The organism is Nocardiopsis sp. NPDC055879, assembly GCF_053615935.1.
The window spans coordinates 12,092-30,938 of the sequence record NZ_JBSHCT010000031.1 but is presented as its reverse complement, the minus strand read 5'-3'; the positions used below and the strand labels follow the sequence as shown (position 1 = coordinate 30,938).

The window sequence follows — 18,847 nt, the reverse complement described above, 5'->3', positions numbered from 1 at the left end:
CTCCACCTTCCGGCGAGCACAGAACGAATGGCACACAGAGGTACTTGTCCGGTTTGAGCCTGCCCCTCGTCGTGGGGCGCCAACAACCCCTAACATCGCCCCCTAGGACCCCTGTTTGTGCACCTGCGGCGGACACGTAGGCGGTGGATTGGAATACTGGTCCACATGCTCGATAGACGACTCAGATTCGGCGTCGTACTGATCTCATCCGGCTGCACCGCAGCGGAGTGGGCGAAGAAGTGCGCACGGGCGGAAGCGTTGGGATACGACGTCATCGGGGTTCCCGATCACCTTAATTTGATGTCTCCCTTTCCTTCCATGGTGGCGGCCGGTTCGGCCACCAGCCGACCAAAGATCGCCGCTTATGTAATCAACAGCTGTTTCTACAATCACGCCCTTTTAGCCCGAGATGTGGCCACGACCGACCTTCTCCTCGACGGCAGGCTCGAAATCGGAATGGGAACCGGTTACGTCGAGCACGAATTCGTATCGGCCGACATCGAGTTCGGGAGTCCGGGGTCGCGGGTCCGGCGGCTGGAGGGGGCTCTGTCCGGTCTACGGGAGTTCCTGGACTCGGACGTGCTTCCGTACCCCGCGCAGCGTCCGCACCCGCCCCTGATGATCGGAGGCCACGGCGAACGTGTCCTGCGCCTGGCCGCCCACGAGGCGGAGATCGTCGGTTTCACGGGAGCGAGGTTTCGCCCTGAATACGGCAGGACCGGCCTGGTCGACGCACCGACACTGGAGAAGAGGGTCGACTTCGTGCGGGCGGAGACCTCCTACCGGCCCGATGGTGTGGAGTTCAACGTGCTGAGCAAGGCCACCGTCCTCACCGGCGACCGTCGCGCCGCCGGCGACCGACTCCGGGAGCGGTACGGGCCCGACCTGACCATCGATCAGGTCCTCGAACTCCCCACCGTGTTCGTCGGCCGCCCACGCGATATCGCCGAACAACTGGAGAGCCACACCGAAAGGTTCGGCATCACCTACTACACGGTGATGGAGGCCGCCATGGAGGACTTCGGGAAGGTCATCGAACTCGTGCGTTGACCGCACCCTCGACCACTCGAACCGCGGCCTCCACCCCACCGGCCCGTTCGAAGGCGCGGCGCATGTCCTCCACCGAGGTCCGCACCGTGTCGTCGGTCGAGATCTCGTCGGCGAGTCGACGCAGATGGTCCACCATGTCCTCCGGACCCTCCCGAAGCACCCTTCCCAGGTTGAGCTGCTCGATGCGGTCCGCGTTGGCGCGCTGTTCGCCCATCTGGGGCGCGGCGAGCATCGGGACACCGAAGCTCAGGGACTCCATGACGCTTCCCATCCCCGCGTGTGTGAGGAACAGCCGCGCGTGCCCGAGCACTTCCAGTTGCGGCACCGTCACGTGGACCTCGCAGTTGCGCGGGACCTCGCCGAGAACGGCCGGGTCGACGTGTCGTCCGATCACCAGGACCACGTGCCAGGACGAGTCACCGAAGGCCTGGATGACATCCCGGAAGAAGTCGGGCCGGTTGTGATAGAGGGTGCCGAGGGAGACCAGGAGCACGGGGCGGTCCGGCGGGGGCGTCCAGCCCTGGTCCCCTCGCCCCTCGCGCAGGCAGGGTCCGACGAAACGGAAGCTCTCGTCGAAGCTGTGCCCCTCGAACTGGAACTCCCGCGGCAGGAAGACGAGGTGTTCGGGAACACCACGGCCGAGCGAGTCCATGAGCTCGACCAGGGTGAGCCCCTCCTTGATCGCCATCCGCCGCATGCGAAGGATGAACCCGTAGAGCCTCGGGTCCAGCTTGTTGAACTTGACGTACTCGTCGGTCAGCGACCACGCGTCGTTGGACACGAAGTTGGGCCAGGAGGGCACCGCCGGTATGCCGTGCCGGTAGGCCAGCAGGCGACCCCACCAGGCGACCAGGCCATCGAAGACCACGAGGTCCGGTCGATTCCGCGCGAACCAACCGTCAAGGCTCTCGGAGAGGTGCCGGGTCTCCCTCAGCCCGGACAGGAGGCCTCGGGTGACGTCGAGTCCGCTCAGCGTGAGGGGCTTGGCCTCCGAACCGGGCATCGTGGTCTGGTACGGCACCGGTTCGGCACCGGCCTCCTTGACCCGACCCTCGTGTTCCTCCGTGACGAAATAGCTCACTCGGTGTCTTCTCCGGACGAGCGCCGAGACCAGGCCCAGTGTCGGGTTGATGTGTCCTGTGGCCGGGGGGGCCATGAAGACGAAATGTGCCACGTCGACTCCGTCGCTTACTCCTAGATTAGACTTTCGGTCAGACTAGTGATTTTTCGGGCATCAGACCAATGACAACTGTCATCCCGTTCGCATGATATTCACCCTAAGCACGGACACGATCGGAACGACATCATGAAAGTGGATCGAGAATGAGAATTCAGAGATCTCCGTAGTCTCCGCAGCAGAAGTGAAAGGTCTCCGTCATGAACGAGAACACCAAGCAGATCGTCGTCATGTCCGCCACCTCGGTCGCCGGTGGTGTGATCGGAGGCGTCGCCGGCCTGTTCGTACTCGGCCCGCACATCCTCATCCCGATCGGTGTGGTGATCGGCATCGCGGTCGGGCTCAGCCTGAGCAAGCGCAGCCGCCAGGCCTGACCCACCCCTTCCGAAGCCGGACGACCCGCAGCCGTTCACACTCGTCCCAGCTCGAAGAAACAGCTCATCGGAGAGACATCATGGAGTTTCGCCACCTCTCGGTGGAGGGAGCCGTGGAGTTCGGTTTCCCCGTGTTCCCCGATGACCGGGGATGCTTCGCGTCCTCGCTCATGGAGTCCGACTTCGTGCGCGCGCTCGGGCGCCGGCCCTTCCGGCCCGGTCAGGTCAGCTTCACCCGCTCCCGCAAGGGTGTGGTGCGCGGGGTCCACTACACGGCCACCCCTCCGGGGTGCGCCAAGTTCGTGCACTGCCCGGCCGGACGTGCGCTCGACATGGTCGTGGACCTCAGGGTCGGCTCACCCACCTGGGGGCGGTGGGACTCGGTGCTCATCGGCCCCGACTCACCGAAGGCGGTCTACCTTCCCGTCGGGGTGGGACACGCCGTACTGGCACTTGAGGAGGGGACGGTGATCACCTATCTCCTCTCGGAGGAGTACGTGCCCGCGAACGAGTTGGGGGTCGACGTCCACGATCCGGAGTTGGGGCTACCCCTACCGGAGGGATCGGGTCTCATCCGGTCCACCCGTGACGCTTCCGCCCCCACGGTGGCGAAGGCGCTCGAAGCGGGACTGCTGCCCACGTATGAGGACTCCATCGCCGGGGAGAAGGCCCTGACCGAGGCCTGAGGACACCCGGCCCGGGAGCGCCCCACCGCTCACAGCCAACCGCGGCCCTGAGCCACCAGGGCCGCCTCGGACCGGGTCCGGGTGTCCGTCTTGCCGATCGCCGAGGACAGGTGATTGCGCACCGTCCCCTCCTTGAGGAACAACCGCTTGGCCGTTTCGGTGATGGTGTCCCCCTCCAGCACCCCCAGGAGTACTTCCTTCTCCCTGGAGGTGAGGGGGTTGATGCCGTGGGTGAGGGACTCCGCGGCCAGTGTCGGATCCACGACCCTGACCCCCTTGCTCACCTTGCGCACGGCCTTCGCCAGCTCCTCGGGAGGCGCGTCCTTGACCATGAAACCCGTGGCTCCGGCGGACATGGCGCGAACCAGATAGCCGGGCCGGCTGAAGGTGGTGCAGATCAGGACCCGGCACCCCGGGACGTTTCGGCGTAGCTCCTCCGCGGCGGCGAATCCGTCCTTGCCGGGCATCTGGATGTCGAGCAGGGCCACGTCCGGACTCGTCTCACGAGCCGCGGCGAGTACCTCTTCCCCGGTACCCACCTGGGCCACGACCGTGATGTCGGATTCGAGGTCGAGCATGGCGGCGAGCGCGCCGCGGATCAACGCCTGGTCGTCCGCCACGAGGACACGGATCATTCGTTGCTCCCATCAGTCTCCGGTGGAGCCGATCCGCCACCCTCGAAGTCGTCCTCGGGGTGGAGGGCCGCCGCCACGTAGAACCCTCCGTCGGGGCGCCGACCGAACCTGAGTTCGCCCCCTTGATCCGTGATCCTCTCCTCCAGGCCGCGCAGACCATTCCCCTTGACCACGGGTCCAACGCCCGGACCGTTGTCCAGCACCTCCACGCCGTTCCTGTCAAGGCGGATCTCGACCACCGTGGCGTCCGAGTGCCGTACCGCGTTGGTCACCGCCTCTCGGACCACGTAGCCGAGCACCCGTTGCGCGTCCGAGGAGACCTCGTCCACCGCTCGTGGAAGGCGTGGAACGATCCCCACGGAGCGGAGGACGACTCCGGCCCCCGCGATCTCGCCCGCCAGTGTCACCGATCGGTAGTCCGACACCGTGGCTCGAACGTCCGACAGCGACTGCCGGGCCACCTGTTCGACCTCTCCCGCCTGTCGCGCCTCCTGCTCGTGTCCGGCGTGTTCGAGGACGCGTCGGAGCACCCCCGCCTGGACGGTGATGGAGGTGAGGCTGTGGCCCAGGATGTCGTGGAGTTCCCGGGCGACACGTTCACGTTCCTTCACGACGGCGAACTCCGCCACCTCGTCCCTGGCCCTGCGCAACTCACCGTTGGCGTCCACCAGGCGGATGAACAGGATCATCGCGATGCCGACGGAGGCCAGTAGGACCAGGTCGGAGAGCACCGAGATGATCTCCCCGGTGAAGAACGCGACGCCGGCGAGGGCACCGACCACCAAGAGCACCACACCGGTCGCCACCACGGTGCGGGAGAAGGCGGTGATCACGCAGAGGGCGAAGACCAGGACCCATGCGTTCTCCAACCCGGCGAGTGTGACCAGCGCACCTCCCAGGAGCAGGAGCAGGGCGCACATGAGCATTCGTACGAACCACGCCTTCGACTCCCCCAGGATCACGAAGATCAGATAGGAGACGACGTAGGCGAACCCGATCCCGAGGACCCACGCGCCCGGTTCCGCGTCCAGGCCCTCCGCCACGGTCAGTCCGTACGGCAGCATCAGCAGGCTGAACAACAGGGTCAATCCGGCGGAGACCCACAGTGCCCCGCTGCCATGGGAGGAGTGGGAGGGCGGGTCGAAAAGTCGCCGGCCGACCTCATCGATGGATCGTCCCAGCGATGCGGTCGGCCGTTCCTGCGCGCCTGGGTGGTTCATGAAGAGCCGTTCCGGTCAGGTACGTGCGGAGTCATGACGATAGCGCCAGCCCACGGCCACGGCGAGAGCCACCGTCCACGCCGTGAGCGCCGCCGCGGAGTACAGAAGGGGCTGCGCCTCCACACCGATGGCGGCGGCCATCCCGGACTTGCCCAACTCCGCCAACCAATAACTCGGGGTCACGTAGGAGACGTAGAGGAACCACTCCGGAAGGGTCTGGAGGGGGATGAACAACCCACCGAAGATTGCGAGTACGAGCATGCCGATGATCGTGATCTGCTGGACGTTCTCGCGCGTTCCCACCTGCCCCACGAGGAGACCCAGGATGGCGAAGGGCAGCCCTCCCAGAGTCACGAGCAGGGTCACCGAGACCCAGGCGGCCGGGTCGAGACGCACTCCGAGGAAGACGGCGGCCACGAAGGCGACCGCCAGCGGTGGCGGGACGGCCACCAACATGCCGACGGAGACCTTCCCCAAGAGGTAGCCAGAACTCGACAGGGGTGTCAGCCGGAGCTGACGCTGCCAGCCCGCCTGCCGCTCGTTGACCACTCGCGCACCGACGAGCATGCCGGAGATCAGTACGCCCCAGGCGGCCATGCTCGGCATGAGGATCGTGGCCGGGTCGTAGGCGTCGTGGGAGTCGGGCCACTCGGCCTGGAAGATGATCACTTCCAGCACGTAGAAAGCGGCCGGGAAACCGAGGACGAAGAGAAGGGTTCCGGGTTCCCTGAGCACCCGGCGAAGCTCCAGCTTCAGGTATCCGACGTTCATGACTGTTCGTCCTCATCTAGGTTGCCGGTCAGGACGAGGAAGGCTTCGTCCAGACCGACGCCGACCACCTCGATGTTCACCGCCTCCGGGAACCGGTCCAGGAGGGCCCGGAGCGTTCTGTCGGAGTTGGAACTGAGAATGACCACCTTGTCCAGGCGCACGTCCGCGCTCACGACGAACGGCAAATCCAGGACTTCCTCCTGGGACACGTCGGGGACGGTGGCCGTCAGGGTCCGGCCCTCCGCGAGCGCCCTGACCTCTTCGACGCTCCCGTCCGCGGCCACCTGCCCGTCCCGGAGGAAGACGATTCGGTCGGCGACCTCCTCCGCCTCCTCCATGTAGTGGGTGGCGAAGATGACGGTGTGCCCGCTCTGGGTGAACTTCTTCATCGACTCCCAGAAGTACTTCCGGGTGGCGACGTCCATACCGGCCGTCGGTTCGTCGAGGATCAGCAGATCCGGGTCGGAGACCATCGCGATGGCGAAACGGACACGCTGCTTCTGGCCGCCGGAGAGCTTGGTCGACCTACGTCGGGCCAGGTCCTCGATACCCGCCCTGTTCAAGGCCTCGGTAACGGTGAGCGGGGAACGGTGGAGGGACGCCACCATCGCCACCATCTCCCCTACGGTGGCATCGTCGAGCAGGGCCCCGTCCTGGAGCATCGCCCCGATCCGACCCTCCTTCACCGCTTCGCCCGGTTCCGCGCCGAAGACCAGGACCTCGCCCTTGTCCGGGCGGGTGAGGCCGGTGATCATGTCGATGGTGGTCGATTTGCCCGCCCCGTTGGGCCCCAAGAGCGCCACGACCTCACCCGGCGCGATGGTCAAGTCGATGCCATCGACCGCGTGCACCGTCCCGTAACTCTTGCGCAACCCCGATATGTACAGTGCTGGAGTATCACCGACACGCACGACCGATCGCACCTTTCCTCTATCCTGTCCGTTTCCCATGGAACCGATTATGTGGTCACGGCGACCGACTCGCCTAGATCGTCTATCACGGGTCGACCATGATGATTGTCATCTCCGTTGTCACCCACGTAGCGTGCCCTGCACGAATCACGATGCACAGGCCACCGGAACGAACATCGCCTGTTCCGAACAAGGAGTAGAGGACACACTGTCGAAGAGCCCCGCCCCACCCGTGTCTCCAGCGAGAACACGGATCGGGTTCTCTCGGTATACCAGGGTCTGAGAGCCCGTCGAAGACCCTGGGCCCCCTAGCCGACCCCTATCAACGAACGCGGCCCCGGAAAGGAAAAATACGGGTGGCATTCGAGCCCTCCACCAGGGAAACATGAACCGCGAATCTGCGCTCCGGAACCGGAGCACATTGATCGTGCGAAAAATCGGCTTACGCCGTTTCCCGGCTGCCGGGCCGGTGGTCGACCGAACCCTGGTTGCTTCTCCTGAGGAGGACGAAATGCCCGCGGGCTCCACATGCCGAATCTGTTCCGGAACACTGCGTGAGTTCATCGACTTCGGACGCCAACCACTGTCCAACCGATTCGTGCGACCGGAGGACATCGAGGGCGAGACCTTCTTCAGGCTCGCCACGGGCGTCTGCGAGAGCTGCACGATGGTGCAGCTCATGGAGGAGGTGCCCCGTGAACTGATGTTCAACGAGGACTATCCCTACGTCTCCGCGGGGTCGAGTGTCATGCGCGAGCACTTCGCGTCCATCGCTCGCCGCTTCCTCAACACCCACCTCAAGGGCGAGGACACCTTCGCGATCGAACTCGGGAGCAACGACGGGACGATGCTGCGGACCATCGCCGAAGCCGGGGTCCGCCACCTGGGCGTCGACCCCTCCGGCGGGGTCGGTGAGACGGCTCGGGAGCAGGGCGTTCGGGTGCTGGTCGACTTCTTCGAGAAGGAGAGCGCCGAACGCATCATGGCCGAGGACGGCCCCGCGAACGTCATCTACGCCGCGAACACCCTGTGCCACATCCCCTACCTCGACTCCGTCTTCCAGGGGATCGCGCTGCTCCTGGCGAAGGACGGTGTCTTCGTCTTCGAGGACCCCTACTTCGGGGACGTTCTCCAGCGCAACTCCTTCGACCAGATCTACGACGAGCACTACTACTACTTCACCGCGCGCTCGGTACAGGCGCTGGCCGCCCGATACGGTCTCGAACTGGTCGAGGTCGAACGGCTGCCCGTCCACGGTGGCGAGGTGCGCTACACGCTCGCCCACGCCGGCGCCCGCACGCCGAGCCTCGCCGTCCCCGAGCTGATCTCCGAGGAGGACGCCTCAGGGGTCTCGAAGTTGGAGACCTTGGAGGCGTTCAGCGCCAAGGTCGACGCGATTCGGGACGACCTCGTCGGCCTGTTGAGGGATCTGAAGGAGCAGGGCAAGACCGTTGTCGCGTACGGGGCCACCGCCAAGAGCGCGACCGTCGCGAACTACTTCGGGATCGGCCCCGACCTGGTGGAGTTCGTCTGCGACACCACGCCGGCCAAGCAGGGACGACTCACACCGGGCATGCACATCCCGGTGCGACCCGCACAGGCCTTCACCGACCCCTACCCCGACTACGCGCTGCTCTTCGCGTGGAACCACGCCGAGGAGATCATGGCCAAGGAAGAGGGGTTCCGGGCATCCGGAGGCAAGTGGATCCGCTACGTTCCCGACGTCACCGTCTCCTGATGGCGGCGCTGACGGGGTGGGCCGTCGACGTCGTCGCCCGTTCCGCGTCGGCGGAGACACCCGGGCGCTTCGGCCCGGACGAGGTCAGGGAGTGGTTCTCCGAACTGGCCGCGCACACCGGTGTACAGGTGGACAGGGCACCGCTGGACGGTCTCGAAGGTTGGGACGAGGTGCCGGACACCGGCGACATCGGGCACCACAGCGGTGGGTTCTTCAGTGTGCGCGGCCTGCGGGTCCGCGATCCCGAGAACCGTGAGGAGCCCGGTTGGTCCCAACCCATCATCGACCAGCCGGAGATCGGTGTCCTCGGCATCCTGATCAAGGAGTTCGAAGGTGTGCCGTACCTGCTGATGCAGGCGAAGATGGAACCGGGGAACGTCAACCTCTTCCAGCTCTCCCCCACCGTTCAGGCGACCCGGAGCAATTACACAGGGGTGCACCGTGGCCGGTCCGTGCCCTACGTGGAGCACTTCCTGGATCCCCCACCGGGGAGCGTCCTCGCCGACTCGCTCCAGTCGGAGCAGGGTTCGTGGTTCCTCCGCAAGCACAACCGGAACATGGTGGTGCTCGCCGGTGACGAGGACGTCCCGCTGCGGGAGGGCTTTTGCTGGCTGACCTTGAAGCAGGTACACGAATTGCTCGCCGAGGACGACCTGGTGAACATGGACACCAGGACCGTACTCTCGTGTCTGCCGTCCCACACGCGTGACCCCGACGACGGCGCTCTGCTCTCGATGTCGGAGATCCTCAGCACGATCACCGCGGCCCGCTCGCTGACCGCCATGTCCGCCTCGCCCGTACCGTTGCGAACGATCGAGGGATGGCACCGAACGGCGGGGGAGATCAGGCACCTGGAGGACCTGCACTTCAGGGTGATCGGTGTGGACGTGGCGACGAGGGGCCGAGAGGTCAGGAAGTGGTCGCAACCGATGATCGAACCCCGTGGGCTCGGCTTGGCCGCCGTGGTGACACGCCGGGCGAACGGGGTCACGCACCTGCTCCTGAGGGCGACCGCGGAACCCGGTCTGCGAGAGACCGTCGAACTGGGCCCGACGCTCCAGCTCGCGTGCGAGGGCGAACTCGGGTCCGGTTCGCACGGGTCGTTGTCGGACGAGATGTCGAAGGCCCCGGGACGCAGGGTCCTCTTCGACGCCGTCCAGTCCGAGGAGGGAGGCCGCTTCTTCCACGCTCGAACACGCAACCTCGTGGTGGAACGCGGAGAACGGCCGCTTCCGGAGGAGGACCTCCCCGATCACCTGTGGGTGTCGCTTCCACAGGTGGACGCCCTTCTCCGACACAGCCACTACCTGAACATCCAGGCTCGGAGTCTGGTCGCCTGTGTCCGAAGCCTCTCCGACGACCATGGTTCACCGGCCGACCGGTAGCGCCGAAGGGTTCCGGCCGGGCCACGAGAGGGGGTGCTCACCCTCGTGGTCCGGCCGGTTCAGCGCACCCCGAAGCCCTCCCACCAGTCCTGGTTCTCGCGGTACCACTCCACCGTGGACTTCAGTCCTTCGGAGATCTCCACGCGCGGTTCGTAGCCGAACTCGTCGAACATCTTGCTGTAGTCCACGGAATAACGCAGATCGTGCCCGAGTCGGTCCTCCGACCGCACCACCAGGCTCGGATCGGCTCCGGTGTGCTTCACAAGGATGTCCGCCAGTTCCCGGTTCGTGAGTTCGCTGCCGCCACCGATGTTGTAGACCTCTCCCGGCCGGCCGCCCTTCGCCACGAGCGCCACCCCCCAGCAGTGGTCGCTCACGTGCAGCCACTCGCGGACGTTGGAGCCGTCACCGTACAGCGGCACGCTCCGCCCCTGGTAGAGGTTGGTGACGAAGCGGGGGATCAGTTTCTCCGGGTACTGCCGCGACCCGTAGTTGTTGGAGCAGCGGGTCACGGAGACGTCGAGACCGTGGGTGCGGTGGTAGGACCGCACCAGGAGGTCGGAGGCGGCCTTCGACGCCGCGTAGGGCGAGTTGGGCTCCAACGGGCACCATTCGTCCCAGGAGCCCTTGGCTATGGACCCGTACACCTCGTCGGTGGAGACGTGCACGAACTTACCGACCCCGTTCCGGAGCGAGCACTCCAGGAGGTTCTGGGTACCGAGCACGTTCGTCCTGACGAAGGCGGCGGAGTCCACGATGGATCTATCGACGTGGGACTCCGCCGCGAAGTGGACCACCAGGTCCACACCCTTCATCAGCTCATCGACCGATGGGTCACAGATGTCGATCTCTGCGAAACGGATGCGCGGGTCGACCCGTCCGGTGAACAACCGGTGATCGCCCGCGTAGGTGAGTTTGTCGACGACCACCACCTCGGTGGCGGGCAGATCCGGGTAACGGCCGTCGAGAAGGTTGTGCAGAAAATGGGATCCGATGAAACCGGCACCACCGGTGACCATGATTCGCATGAGATTTCTACTCCAGTTTCCCCATCGCCTTTTCTTCTGCAATTCTCATGACATAGTTTCCGTAATCGTTTCCACCCAACGCCGCCCCCAGTCGATAACAGGATTCGGCGTCGATGTACCCCATCCGCAAAGCCACCTCCTCCAGGCATGCGATACGGATTCCCTGCCTCTGTTCCATCACCTGGACGAACTGGCAGGCCTGCAGGAAGGTATCGTGCGTTCCCGTGTCCAACCAGGCGAACCCTCGGCCGAGGTCCACCATTTCGGCCCGCCCCTGCTCCATGTAGATCCGGTTGACGTCGGTGATCTCCAGTTCCCCACGCTCCGAGGGACGAATGTCCTTCGCGATGTCGACCACCGTGGAATCATAGAAATAGAGGCCGGTTACGGCGCGATTGGAACGCGGCTCGGCCGGCTTTTCCTGGAGATCGGTGAGTCTGCCCTGGTCGTCGGTCACCCCGACCCCGTACCGCGAAGGGTCGTTGACCGGGTAGCCGAAGAGAACACATCCGTCGACATCCTGCGCCTTGTCCTGGAGGATGGACGAGAAAACCGGACCGTGGAAGATGTTGTCGCCCAAAATCAGCGCCGAACTGTCGTCACCGACATGGTCGGCTCCGAGGACGAACGCCTCGGCGATCCCCCGAGGCTTGGTCTGTTCGGCGTAGGTCAGATTGATCCCCAACCAGGATCCGTCGCCCAACAGGCCCCTGAAGAGCGCCATGTCCCGGGGCGTCGTGATGATCAGGATATCCCGCACACCGGCCAGCATCAGGACGGAAAGCGGATAGTAGATCATCGGCTTGTTGTAAACCGGCAGAATCTGCTTGGAGATCGATATCGTTGCCGGGTGCAACCGGGTTCCCGACCCACCCGCGAGGAGGATGCCCTTCATGGGGTGTCCTCTCCGGTACCTGAACGGCCATGTGCCGGGGCCGCGCCGTTCACCGGACCCAGCCTCGTTCCAGCGCCATCTCGCCGACCGCTTCACGCAGAGCCACGATCTGAGCGCCGTTCAGGTCGGGCACCCTTGCGAGGAACTCCTCGGTGAGCAGATGCCGCAGCTCGCCCCGGGAGAGGTCCGGCCCCTGCGTCGCGGGCCCGGCACCCGACTCACCGTTCGTGACGCCGGCGGGGGAGCCGACGTCCTCATCGGTGGGTTCGAGCAACCGGACCTCGAAGGCCTTTCGGCCACGGTGCCCGTTGACCGCGTCGAAGCGGACCCTTCGTCCGGCCTGGAGTTCGGATTTCAGCTCCTCTTCCAACCCCGAGGCGTGGATGAAGACATCCTCGCCGCCGGAGTCCGGTTCGATGAATCCATAACCGCGTTCCTCATCGAACCGTACGACTACTCCTGTCTCCACCAGAACACCATCAATCTTCAAGGCGACCAGATCAAAAGTAGGCTTGCACAGCCGAAACCACGACCGGAACCCCTTGCACCCCCTAGTCTTCGGACGCCGCCCCCTCCCACGCTTCCTAGGGGCCCTTAAAAATCCCACGGGCCTGGAAATGTCCAGGTGGTCATCCATATATTTTCGTGAGTGTGCCCTCACGAAAGGGTGAAGTGAAATTCAGGCAGGCTAGGGGATCCATGAGTATTTACGTGTGGAACTACCTTGACGAGTACGAGCGCGAGAAGGAAGAAATCCTCGACGCCGTCGTCAAGGTGTTCGAGTCCGGACAGCTGATCATGGGGCCCAGTGTCCGCGCGTTCGAGGAAGAGTTCGCGGGCTATCACGGCCTGCCGCACGGCCTCGGCGTGGACAACGGGACCAATGCCCTGGTCCTGGCCCTGCGCGCCCTGGGCGTCGGCCCGGGCGACGAGGTCATCACCGTCTCCAACACCGCCGCGCCGACGGTCATCGCGATCGACCAGATCGGTGCGAAACCGGTGTTCGTCGACGTGAACGAAGCCGACTACCTCGTGAACACGGACCTGATCGAAGAGCAGATCACCGAACGCACCCGGTGCCTGTTGGTGGTGCACCTCTACGGTCAGTGCGCGGACATGGACACCATTCAGTCCATCGCCGACCGGCACGGCATCCCGATCCTGGAGGACTGCGCCCAGTCGCACGGAGCGCGCCGATGGGGCCGGTTGGCCGGCACCTTCGGGAAGATAGCGGCTTTCTCCTTCTACCCCACCAAGGTCCTCGGTGCCTACGGTGACGGGGGCGCGATCCTCAGCAACGACGATGAGACCGACGCGTCGCTACGCCGACTGCGCTACTACGGCATGGAGAGCCAGTACTACGTGGTCGACACCCCCGGCCACAACAGTCGCCTGGACGAGGTCCAGGCCGAGATCCTTCGCCGGAAGCTGACCAGGCTCGACACCTACACGGAAGGGCGCCGTCGGGTCGCCCGCCGGTACGCGGAGGCCCTCTCCGACACCGAGCTGGTCCTTCCCCACGTCAACGATGGCAACGAGCACGTGTACTACGTCTACGTGGTCCGGCATCCTCGACGCGACGAGATCATCTCCGAACTTCGATCCCACGGGATCTCGCTCAACATCAGTTACCCGTGGCCGGTGCACACCATGACGGGGTTCTCCCACCTGGGCTACGAGAAGGGTTCGCTTCCGGTCACGGAGCGGCTCTCCGGGGAGATCTTCTCCCTTCCCATGTACCCCTCTCTTCCCGAGGACCGTCAGGAGCAGGTCATCAAGGCCATGCGCGAAGTCCTCGGTGCCGCCTGACCTCCGACAGAAACCGGAAACCCGCCTCATGCGTATTCTCTTCGCCACCATCGGCGAACCTTCGCACTTGGACCCCCAGGTCCCGCTGGCCTGGGCACTGATCTCCGCGGGCCACGAAGTACGGGTGGCCAGCGGACCGGCGATGACCGACCTGATCGCCGCCGCCGGGCTGCCGCCCGTCGCGGTCGGCGAGGACCACGGCATGGACGAGTTGCTGCGTGCAGCGGAGTCGGATGCCGGCGGGTCGATCGAGAACGAGATCGCCGACTGGAGCCACCCCTTCGACGAGTCCCTGACCTGGCCGGAGGTGCTGATCAAGTACCAGGCCTCGGTGCCGTATGGCTACCAGCCCTACAACGACCCGATCCTCGAAGGACTGGTCGACTTCGCGCGGAAGTGGCAACCGGACCTGGTGATCTGGGACCCGGTCACCTACGCGGGGGCCGTCGCGGCGGAGGCGATCGGCGCCGCGCACGCCCGGTTGCTGTGGTCGGTCGACATCTACTCGACGATGTACCGGACCTGGCAGAGACTGAGCATGGAACAGCCTCTGGAGGAGCGGCACGACCCCCTCCGGGACTGGCTCACGCCCGCCTTGCACAAGGTCGGAGCCGAGTTCTCCGAAGAGATCCTGACCGGTCAGTGGACCATCGACCTGGTTCCCGACTCCCTCCAGTTCGAGTTGGAGACACCGCGCCTTCCGGTGCGCTACGTACCGTTCCACACGCGGCGCCCGGCCCCTTCGTGGATCCACGAACAGCCCGTGCGGCCCCGGGTCGCGCTCTCCGGTCGCGGGTCGCTCGACGCGAAACTCAACAGCAGCATCTTCCCGGTCAAGGCGACCATCGAGGCCCTGGCCGAGATGGACGTCGAAGTCGTGGCCGTCCTGAGCGAGGACGAGCGAGAGCAGCTGGGAACGGTACCGGAGAACATCCGTCTCGTGGACTTCGTACCGTTCCACATGCTCCTGCCCACCTGCTCCGCCCTGATCCACCACGGTGGGTTCGGTGCCGCCTCCACCGCCGCCCTCAACGGCGTGCCCCAGCTCCTCCTTCCCATCAGGCACGCGGACGCGTGGGTCCGGGCCGAGCACTTGGCGCAGGCCGGCGCCGGTCTGTTCCACCACGCGCTGGAGGCCGACACCGGCACGATCCGAAAGTCCCTGACGAGACTTCTCGAAGAGCGCTCCTTCAGGGAGAAGGCCTGGGACCTCCAACAACAGATGGTGATGACGGCGACCCCGAACGACATCGTGGCCGACCTCGAACGGTTGACGCACCGGCACCGCAGGGATTCGGACGGCGCGAACACCCCGGGAACCTGGACGGGTGGTCGGGCATGAAGGTCATTGGAGCGGGGTTCGGTCGTACCGGGACCTACTCCCTCAAGGTGGCGCTGGAGCAGATCGGGTTCGGCCCGTGCGACCACATGTACGAGATCGCCGAGCGACCGGAGCGGATCCACAAGTGGCTCGACGTCGTCGAAGGCCGTTCCAAGGACTGGGACGCGCTGTTCGCCGGGTACGAGAGCGGCGTCGACTGGCCCACGGCGGCCTACTGGCGGGAACTCTCGGAGCACTACCCCGAGGCGAAGATCGTGCTCACCGTCCGTGATCCGAACAAGTGGTACGAGAGCACCCAGCAGACGGTGTTCAAGCGGAACCCCTGGGTCCGGCCGCTGACCTGGCTCGCGGAGCGGCAGAGCCCTGACCTGAGGGCGTTCCTGCGGATGGACCGGGCCAGCGTGGTCGACCGCGTCTTCGGCGGTTCGGTCCACGACAAACAGCACATGATCTCGGTGTTCGAGCGGCACATCGCCGAGGTCCGAGCGACGATCCCCTCGGAGCGCCTCCTCGTCTATGAGTTGGGGCAGGGATGGGAGCCGCTCTGCGAGTTCTTGGACGTCCCCGCGCCGAACACGCCCTTCCCCCGGTTGAACAAGCGCAGTGAGTTCAGCAAGGAGTCCAACAAGCACATCCAGAAGTTGATGTCCTCACGCTGAGGAGAGCACTGGACCGTGTCGCGAGCGGGCCGCCCTGTCCAGGGGCGGCCCGCTCCCGTTGGGGGTGGCGGGTCCGCACGCACGGGTACCGGACTCAGGCCAGGTGGGCGATGAGGTCGCGCAGGGCGTCGGGGCCGATGGGTTCGCGTCCGGTCAGGGGTGACTCGACGGTGCCCTGCTCGGAGAAGCGGGCGCGGACGTCCCCGATGACCTCGGGATCGACGTCTGCGGGGACCTGGTTGACCACGACGGTGCCCAGGCGGAAACCGGTGTCGGCGAGCTCCTTGGCGGCGCGATCGGTCTCGGCCAGGACCATACGGCGCGGCACCAGGACCAGCCGGACCTCGGCGTCCTCTCGCAGGCGGGCCGCCGCGCGTTCGAGTTTGCGGCGGCGGGCGTGCAACTTCTCCAACAGCGGGTCGTCGGTGCTCTCCTGAGTACCACCGATGACACCGACGGCGAAGCGGTCGGCGTCCACGGCGCGCTCGCGTTGGCGGGCCAACCCCTCCACCCAGGGGGTGAGCAGTTCCGGCAGGTGGAGCAGGCGCATCAGGTGGCCGGTGGGGGCACTGTCCACCACCAGGCGGTCCCACCTGTCGGGAACCTCCTCCATGGTGTCCATGAGCAGGTCGGCCAGTGCGGACTCGGCCATTCCGGGCCCGGCCGCGGCGTGATCGAGGTGGCGGGAGACCGCGGGCAGGATCTCGCGGGGCAACGCTCGTGCGGCGTCGTCGCCGATCCGCCGGACTCTGCGGCGCAGGGCCGCGTCGGCGTCCGGTTCGCGCACCCACAGGTTCTCACCGACCTGAACGGCCGTGTCACCGAGGGGCGTCGCGAGGACGTCGCCGAGCGAGTGCGCGGGGTCGGTGGACAGCAGCAGCGTGCGCAGGCCGTGGTCGGCGAAGTGGAGCGCGTGGGCGGCGGCCATGGTGGTCTTGCCGACCCCGCCCTTACCGCCGAAGAAGACGATGGGGGGCACGGCGGGGATGTCCGGGTCCTTCTTCGCTCGTGCGGGCCGTCGGAACCTCAACAGCACACCCCCGGTCCGCCAAGGTCGTCCCGCCCCATACGCTGATGCCATTCGTGCAGGTCGGACACCATGTAGGGGATCAGGTCGAGGGTCTCATAGGACACCGGCCCCTCCACCCCCAGAGTCTCCAGGAGCAGAAGGGCGCGCAGCGTGTCGTGCTGGGTGCGCGTCTCCCGTCGCACCTCCTGACGCCATTTCGCGGTGAAGACCTCGTCGTGAAAGGCCTCCAACCTCTTCCAGGCGTCATATGCGCGAGAGAGCGCACCCAGCGGATTCACGTCCTACTTCTCCTTCGGGTCGGAGATCTCGGTGGTCCCTTCGGACTCCGTGTCCTCGGTCTCCGGCAGGTTGCGCGCCGCGAAGGCCTTGCGCAGCGCGATGGTGGCTTCCACGACCAGCCAGACGGCCAACGCGAAGATGACGAAGTCGAGTGGTGCCAGCAGGAAACGGTCGATGACGTCGTCGGAACGCACGAACGCGATCAGGTTGACGATCAGCGCCCACGAGGTCATGACCAACAGGAAGACCAGCGGGATGAGGATCGCCAGCGGGTTGCGGCGACGCTTGGTGACCCACACCGCGATGACGGCGAGCGCCAGGCCGGCGGTGAGCTGGTTGGTGGTGCCGAACAGCTGCCACAGGGTACCGAAGGCGAAGTCACCCGGGATGAGCGCCAGGCCCAGCGGGACGATCGTGGCGATCAACGTCGCGACGGTGAGGTTGCGGGCCAACGGGCGGAACCGGATGATCTCGGCGATCTCCTGGACGATGTAGCGCTGTAGACGTACACCGGTGTCCATGGTGGTCGCGGCGAAGCTGACCACCACGACGACGGCGAAGATGACACCGATCTCCAGCGGGATCCCCAGGTTGCCGCCGAACTGTCCCACACCTTCGACGAAGTTGCCGGTGGCGCCGGCGGAGGCCGAGCCGAAGTCGCTGTACAGACCGTTCCAGTCGGCCAGCGGAGAGGTGGAGGCGGCGACCACGCCGGCGGTGCAGGCCAGGATGGAGCAGACCGCGAGCGTGCCCTCGCCCGCGGCGCCCATGTAACCGACCAGCCGGGAGTCGGTCTCCTTGTCGATCTGTTTGGCCGTCGTACCGGAGGCCACCAGGCTGTGGAAGCCGGAGATCGCGCCGCAGGCGATGGTGATGAACAGCAGCGGGAACCACGGCGGGGAGTCCGCCGGGACGTCGCTGTTGATCACCGGAGCGACGATGGTGTCCCAACCGGCGACGACGCCGAGGAAGATGACCACGAAGGCCAGCAGCATCTGGTGCAGGTTGATGTAGTCACGCGGTTGCAACAGCATCCACACCGGGATACGGGAGGCGATGAACGCGTAGACGAACAGCAGGATGATCCACACCGTGTTGGGGGTCATTCCCATGGTCTCGGAGACACCGCTGATGTCGATCGGGAACATCACACCGAGTGGGATGCACACGTACACCAGGGCCAGGGCGATGATCGACGGCACCAGGGCCGCGGTACGGCGCCTGTAGACGATCTGTCCGACGGCGATCGCGAGTGGGATCGTCACCAGGACCGGGAGGATGGCGGCCGGGTAGCCCACGAACAGGTTGGCGATGACCACGGCGAACACGGCGTTGACCATGGTGAGCAGGAAGAAGATGATCACCAGGAACAGCGTTCGTGAACGCTTGCTGATGACGTCTCCGGCCAGGGTGCCGATGCTACGCGCCTTGTGCCGGACGGACACCACGAGGGCACCGAAGTCGTGCACACCGGCGGCGAACACGGTGCCGAGGAGGATCCACGCGAGCGCGGGTCCCCAGCCCCAGAACACGGCGACGGCGGGACCGACGATGGGTGCGGCGCCGGCGACCGAGATGAAGTGGTGGCTGAAGACGATGTGACGGTTGGTCGGCACGAAGTCGATGCCGTCCTTGTAGGTGTGCGCGGGGGTGACGAACCCCGGTTCCAGCGCGTACACCTTCTCAGCGAGGTATCGCGAGTAGTAGCGGTAGCCGAGTGCGAACACCGCCACGGACGCGAGTAGGACGAGGGCTGCGGGCATGGCCGTGGCCTACCTTCCGCATTCCGGGCCCGAGACGCGGCGTGATCGTCGACCCGGACCCGTCTCCCGGTGATCACGCCCGCTCGGACCATGGG

At 65.8% G+C, this 18,847-nt stretch carries 19 protein-coding genes; 8 read left to right on the top strand and 11 right to left on the bottom strand.

Features of this window, described 5'->3' with window-relative positions; genetic code table 11:
* Nucleotides 1–165 precede the first annotated feature (165 nt).
* Complete coding sequence (locus tag ACWGKS_RS26715) at nt 166–1,050, top strand: TIGR03621 family F420-dependent LLM class oxidoreductase (protein ID WP_358514000.1); 885 nt, start codon at nt 166–168, stop codon at nt 1,048–1,050.
* Here the strand turns inward: ACWGKS_RS26715 and ACWGKS_RS26710 are convergent.
* A complete protein-coding gene (locus tag ACWGKS_RS26710; RefSeq protein ID WP_358514004.1) occupies nt 1,031–2,206 on the bottom strand; it encodes a macrolide family glycosyltransferase in 1,176 nt (391 codons plus the stop codon). The genes ACWGKS_RS26715 and ACWGKS_RS26710 overlap by 20 nt on opposite strands.
* Nucleotides 2,207–2,427: 221 nt before the next feature.
* Here ACWGKS_RS26710 and ACWGKS_RS26705 point away from each other — a divergent pair, with 221 nt between their 5' ends.
* A complete protein-coding gene (locus ACWGKS_RS26705) occupies nt 2,428–2,601 on the top strand; it encodes a hypothetical protein (RefSeq protein WP_358513998.1) in 174 nt (57 codons plus the stop codon).
* Between the two features lie 80 nt (nt 2,602–2,681).
* Complete coding sequence (locus tag ACWGKS_RS26700; protein WP_358513996.1) at nt 2,682–3,287, top strand: dTDP-4-dehydrorhamnose 3,5-epimerase family protein; 606 nt, start codon at nt 2,682–2,684, stop codon at nt 3,285–3,287.
* A 29-nt stretch (nt 3,288–3,316) separates the two neighbouring features.
* Here the strand turns inward: ACWGKS_RS26700 and ACWGKS_RS26695 are convergent, their stop codons facing one another.
* The 4 genes from ACWGKS_RS26695 to ACWGKS_RS26680 are packed head-to-tail and all read right to left on the bottom strand — an operon-like array spanning nt 3,317 to nt 6,785.
* Nucleotides 3,317–3,922, bottom strand: a complete 606-nt coding sequence (locus ACWGKS_RS26695) for a response regulator transcription factor (protein ID WP_358513994.1) — start codon at nt 3,920–3,922, stop codon at nt 3,317–3,319.
* Entirely contained in the window at nt 3,919–5,142 is a 1,224-nt protein-coding gene (locus ACWGKS_RS26690; protein WP_358513992.1) for a sensor histidine kinase, read from the bottom strand. The genes ACWGKS_RS26695 and ACWGKS_RS26690 overlap by 4 nt, the downstream gene beginning before the upstream one ends.
* Before the next feature lie 15 nt (nt 5,143–5,157).
* Complete coding sequence (locus ACWGKS_RS26685; protein ID WP_358513990.1) at nt 5,158–5,913, bottom strand: ABC transporter permease; 756 nt, start codon at nt 5,911–5,913, stop codon at nt 5,158–5,160.
* The gene (locus ACWGKS_RS26680; protein WP_358513988.1) at nt 5,910–6,785 is read right to left on the bottom strand and encodes an ABC transporter ATP-binding protein; all 876 of its coding nucleotides are present in this window, start codon (nt 6,783–6,785) and stop codon (nt 5,910–5,912) included. Before ACWGKS_RS26680 ends, ACWGKS_RS26685 begins: the two co-directional genes overlap by 4 nt.
* A 550-nt stretch (nt 6,786–7,335) precedes the next feature.
* Here ACWGKS_RS26680 and ACWGKS_RS26675 point away from each other — a divergent pair.
* Together ACWGKS_RS26675 and ACWGKS_RS26670 are read left to right on the top strand one after the other, a co-directional pair.
* Nucleotides 7,336–8,562 carry a class I SAM-dependent methyltransferase gene (locus ACWGKS_RS26675; protein WP_358513986.1) on the top strand — a complete coding sequence of 409 codons (1,227 nt, stop codon included), beginning with the start codon at nt 7,336–7,338 and terminating at the stop codon, nt 8,560–8,562.
* Nucleotides 8,562–9,947 (top strand): NDP-hexose 2,3-dehydratase family protein, encoded by a 1,386-nt coding sequence (locus ACWGKS_RS26670; protein ID WP_358513984.1) that lies wholly within the window; start codon nt 8,562–8,564, stop codon nt 9,945–9,947. The genes ACWGKS_RS26675 and ACWGKS_RS26670 overlap by 1 nt, the downstream gene beginning before the upstream one ends.
* A 59-nt stretch (nt 9,948–10,006) precedes the next feature.
* On the opposite strand, the gene rfbB is transcribed toward ACWGKS_RS26670, so the two are convergent.
* From rfbB to ACWGKS_RS26655, 3 genes are read right to left on the bottom strand one after another with little or no spacing between them, the layout of a single operon-like run.
* Complete coding sequence (rfbB, locus tag ACWGKS_RS26665) at nt 10,007–10,975, bottom strand: dTDP-glucose 4,6-dehydratase (RefSeq protein ID WP_358513982.1); 969 nt, start codon at nt 10,973–10,975, stop codon at nt 10,007–10,009.
* 7 nt (nt 10,976–10,982) lie between these two features.
* Entirely contained in the window at nt 10,983–11,870 is an 888-nt protein-coding gene (gene rfbA / locus ACWGKS_RS26660) for a glucose-1-phosphate thymidylyltransferase RfbA (RefSeq protein WP_304069506.1), read from the bottom strand.
* A gap of 49 nt (nt 11,871–11,919) precedes the next feature.
* Nucleotides 11,920–12,339: a cold-shock protein gene (locus ACWGKS_RS26655; protein WP_358513980.1), complete on the bottom strand. Its 420-nt coding sequence runs from the start codon at nt 12,337–12,339 to the stop codon at nt 11,920–11,922.
* 230 nt (nt 12,340–12,569) lie between these two features.
* Between ACWGKS_RS26655 and ACWGKS_RS26650 the strand changes: the two genes are divergently transcribed.
* The 3 genes from ACWGKS_RS26650 to ACWGKS_RS26640 are packed head-to-tail and all read left to right on the top strand — an operon-like array spanning nt 12,570 to nt 15,680.
* Nucleotides 12,570–13,679, top strand: coding sequence for a DegT/DnrJ/EryC1/StrS family aminotransferase (locus ACWGKS_RS26650; protein ID WP_358513978.1), 1,110 nt, complete (start codon nt 12,570–12,572; stop codon nt 13,677–13,679).
* Nucleotides 13,680–13,707: 28 nt separating this feature from the next.
* Nucleotides 13,708–15,021, top strand: a complete 1,314-nt coding sequence (locus tag ACWGKS_RS26645; RefSeq protein WP_358513976.1) for an activator-dependent family glycosyltransferase — start codon at nt 13,708–13,710, stop codon at nt 15,019–15,021.
* Nucleotides 15,018–15,680 (top strand): sulfotransferase family protein, encoded by a 663-nt coding sequence (locus ACWGKS_RS26640; RefSeq protein WP_358513974.1) that lies wholly within the window; start codon nt 15,018–15,020, stop codon nt 15,678–15,680. Before ACWGKS_RS26645 ends, ACWGKS_RS26640 begins: the two co-directional genes overlap by 4 nt.
* A 94-nt stretch (nt 15,681–15,774) precedes the next feature.
* On the opposite strand, the gene ACWGKS_RS26635 is transcribed toward ACWGKS_RS26640, so the two are convergent.
* From ACWGKS_RS26635 to ACWGKS_RS26625, 3 genes are read right to left on the bottom strand one after another with little or no spacing between them, the layout of a single operon-like run.
* On the bottom strand, nt 15,775–16,716 hold the full coding sequence (locus ACWGKS_RS26635; protein ID WP_358513972.1) for an ArsA family ATPase: 942 nt from the start codon (nt 16,714–16,716) through the stop codon (nt 15,775–15,777).
* Nucleotides 16,707–16,988: a cory-CC-star protein gene (locus ACWGKS_RS26630; RefSeq protein ID WP_358513970.1), complete on the bottom strand. Its 282-nt coding sequence runs from the start codon at nt 16,986–16,988 to the stop codon at nt 16,707–16,709. The genes ACWGKS_RS26635 and ACWGKS_RS26630 overlap by 10 nt, the downstream gene beginning before the upstream one ends.
* Before the next feature lie 3 nt (nt 16,989–16,991).
* Nucleotides 16,992–18,752, bottom strand: coding sequence for a carbon starvation CstA family protein (locus tag ACWGKS_RS26625; protein WP_358513968.1), 1,761 nt, complete (start codon nt 18,750–18,752; stop codon nt 16,992–16,994).
* Nucleotides 18,753–18,847 lie beyond the last annotated feature (95 nt).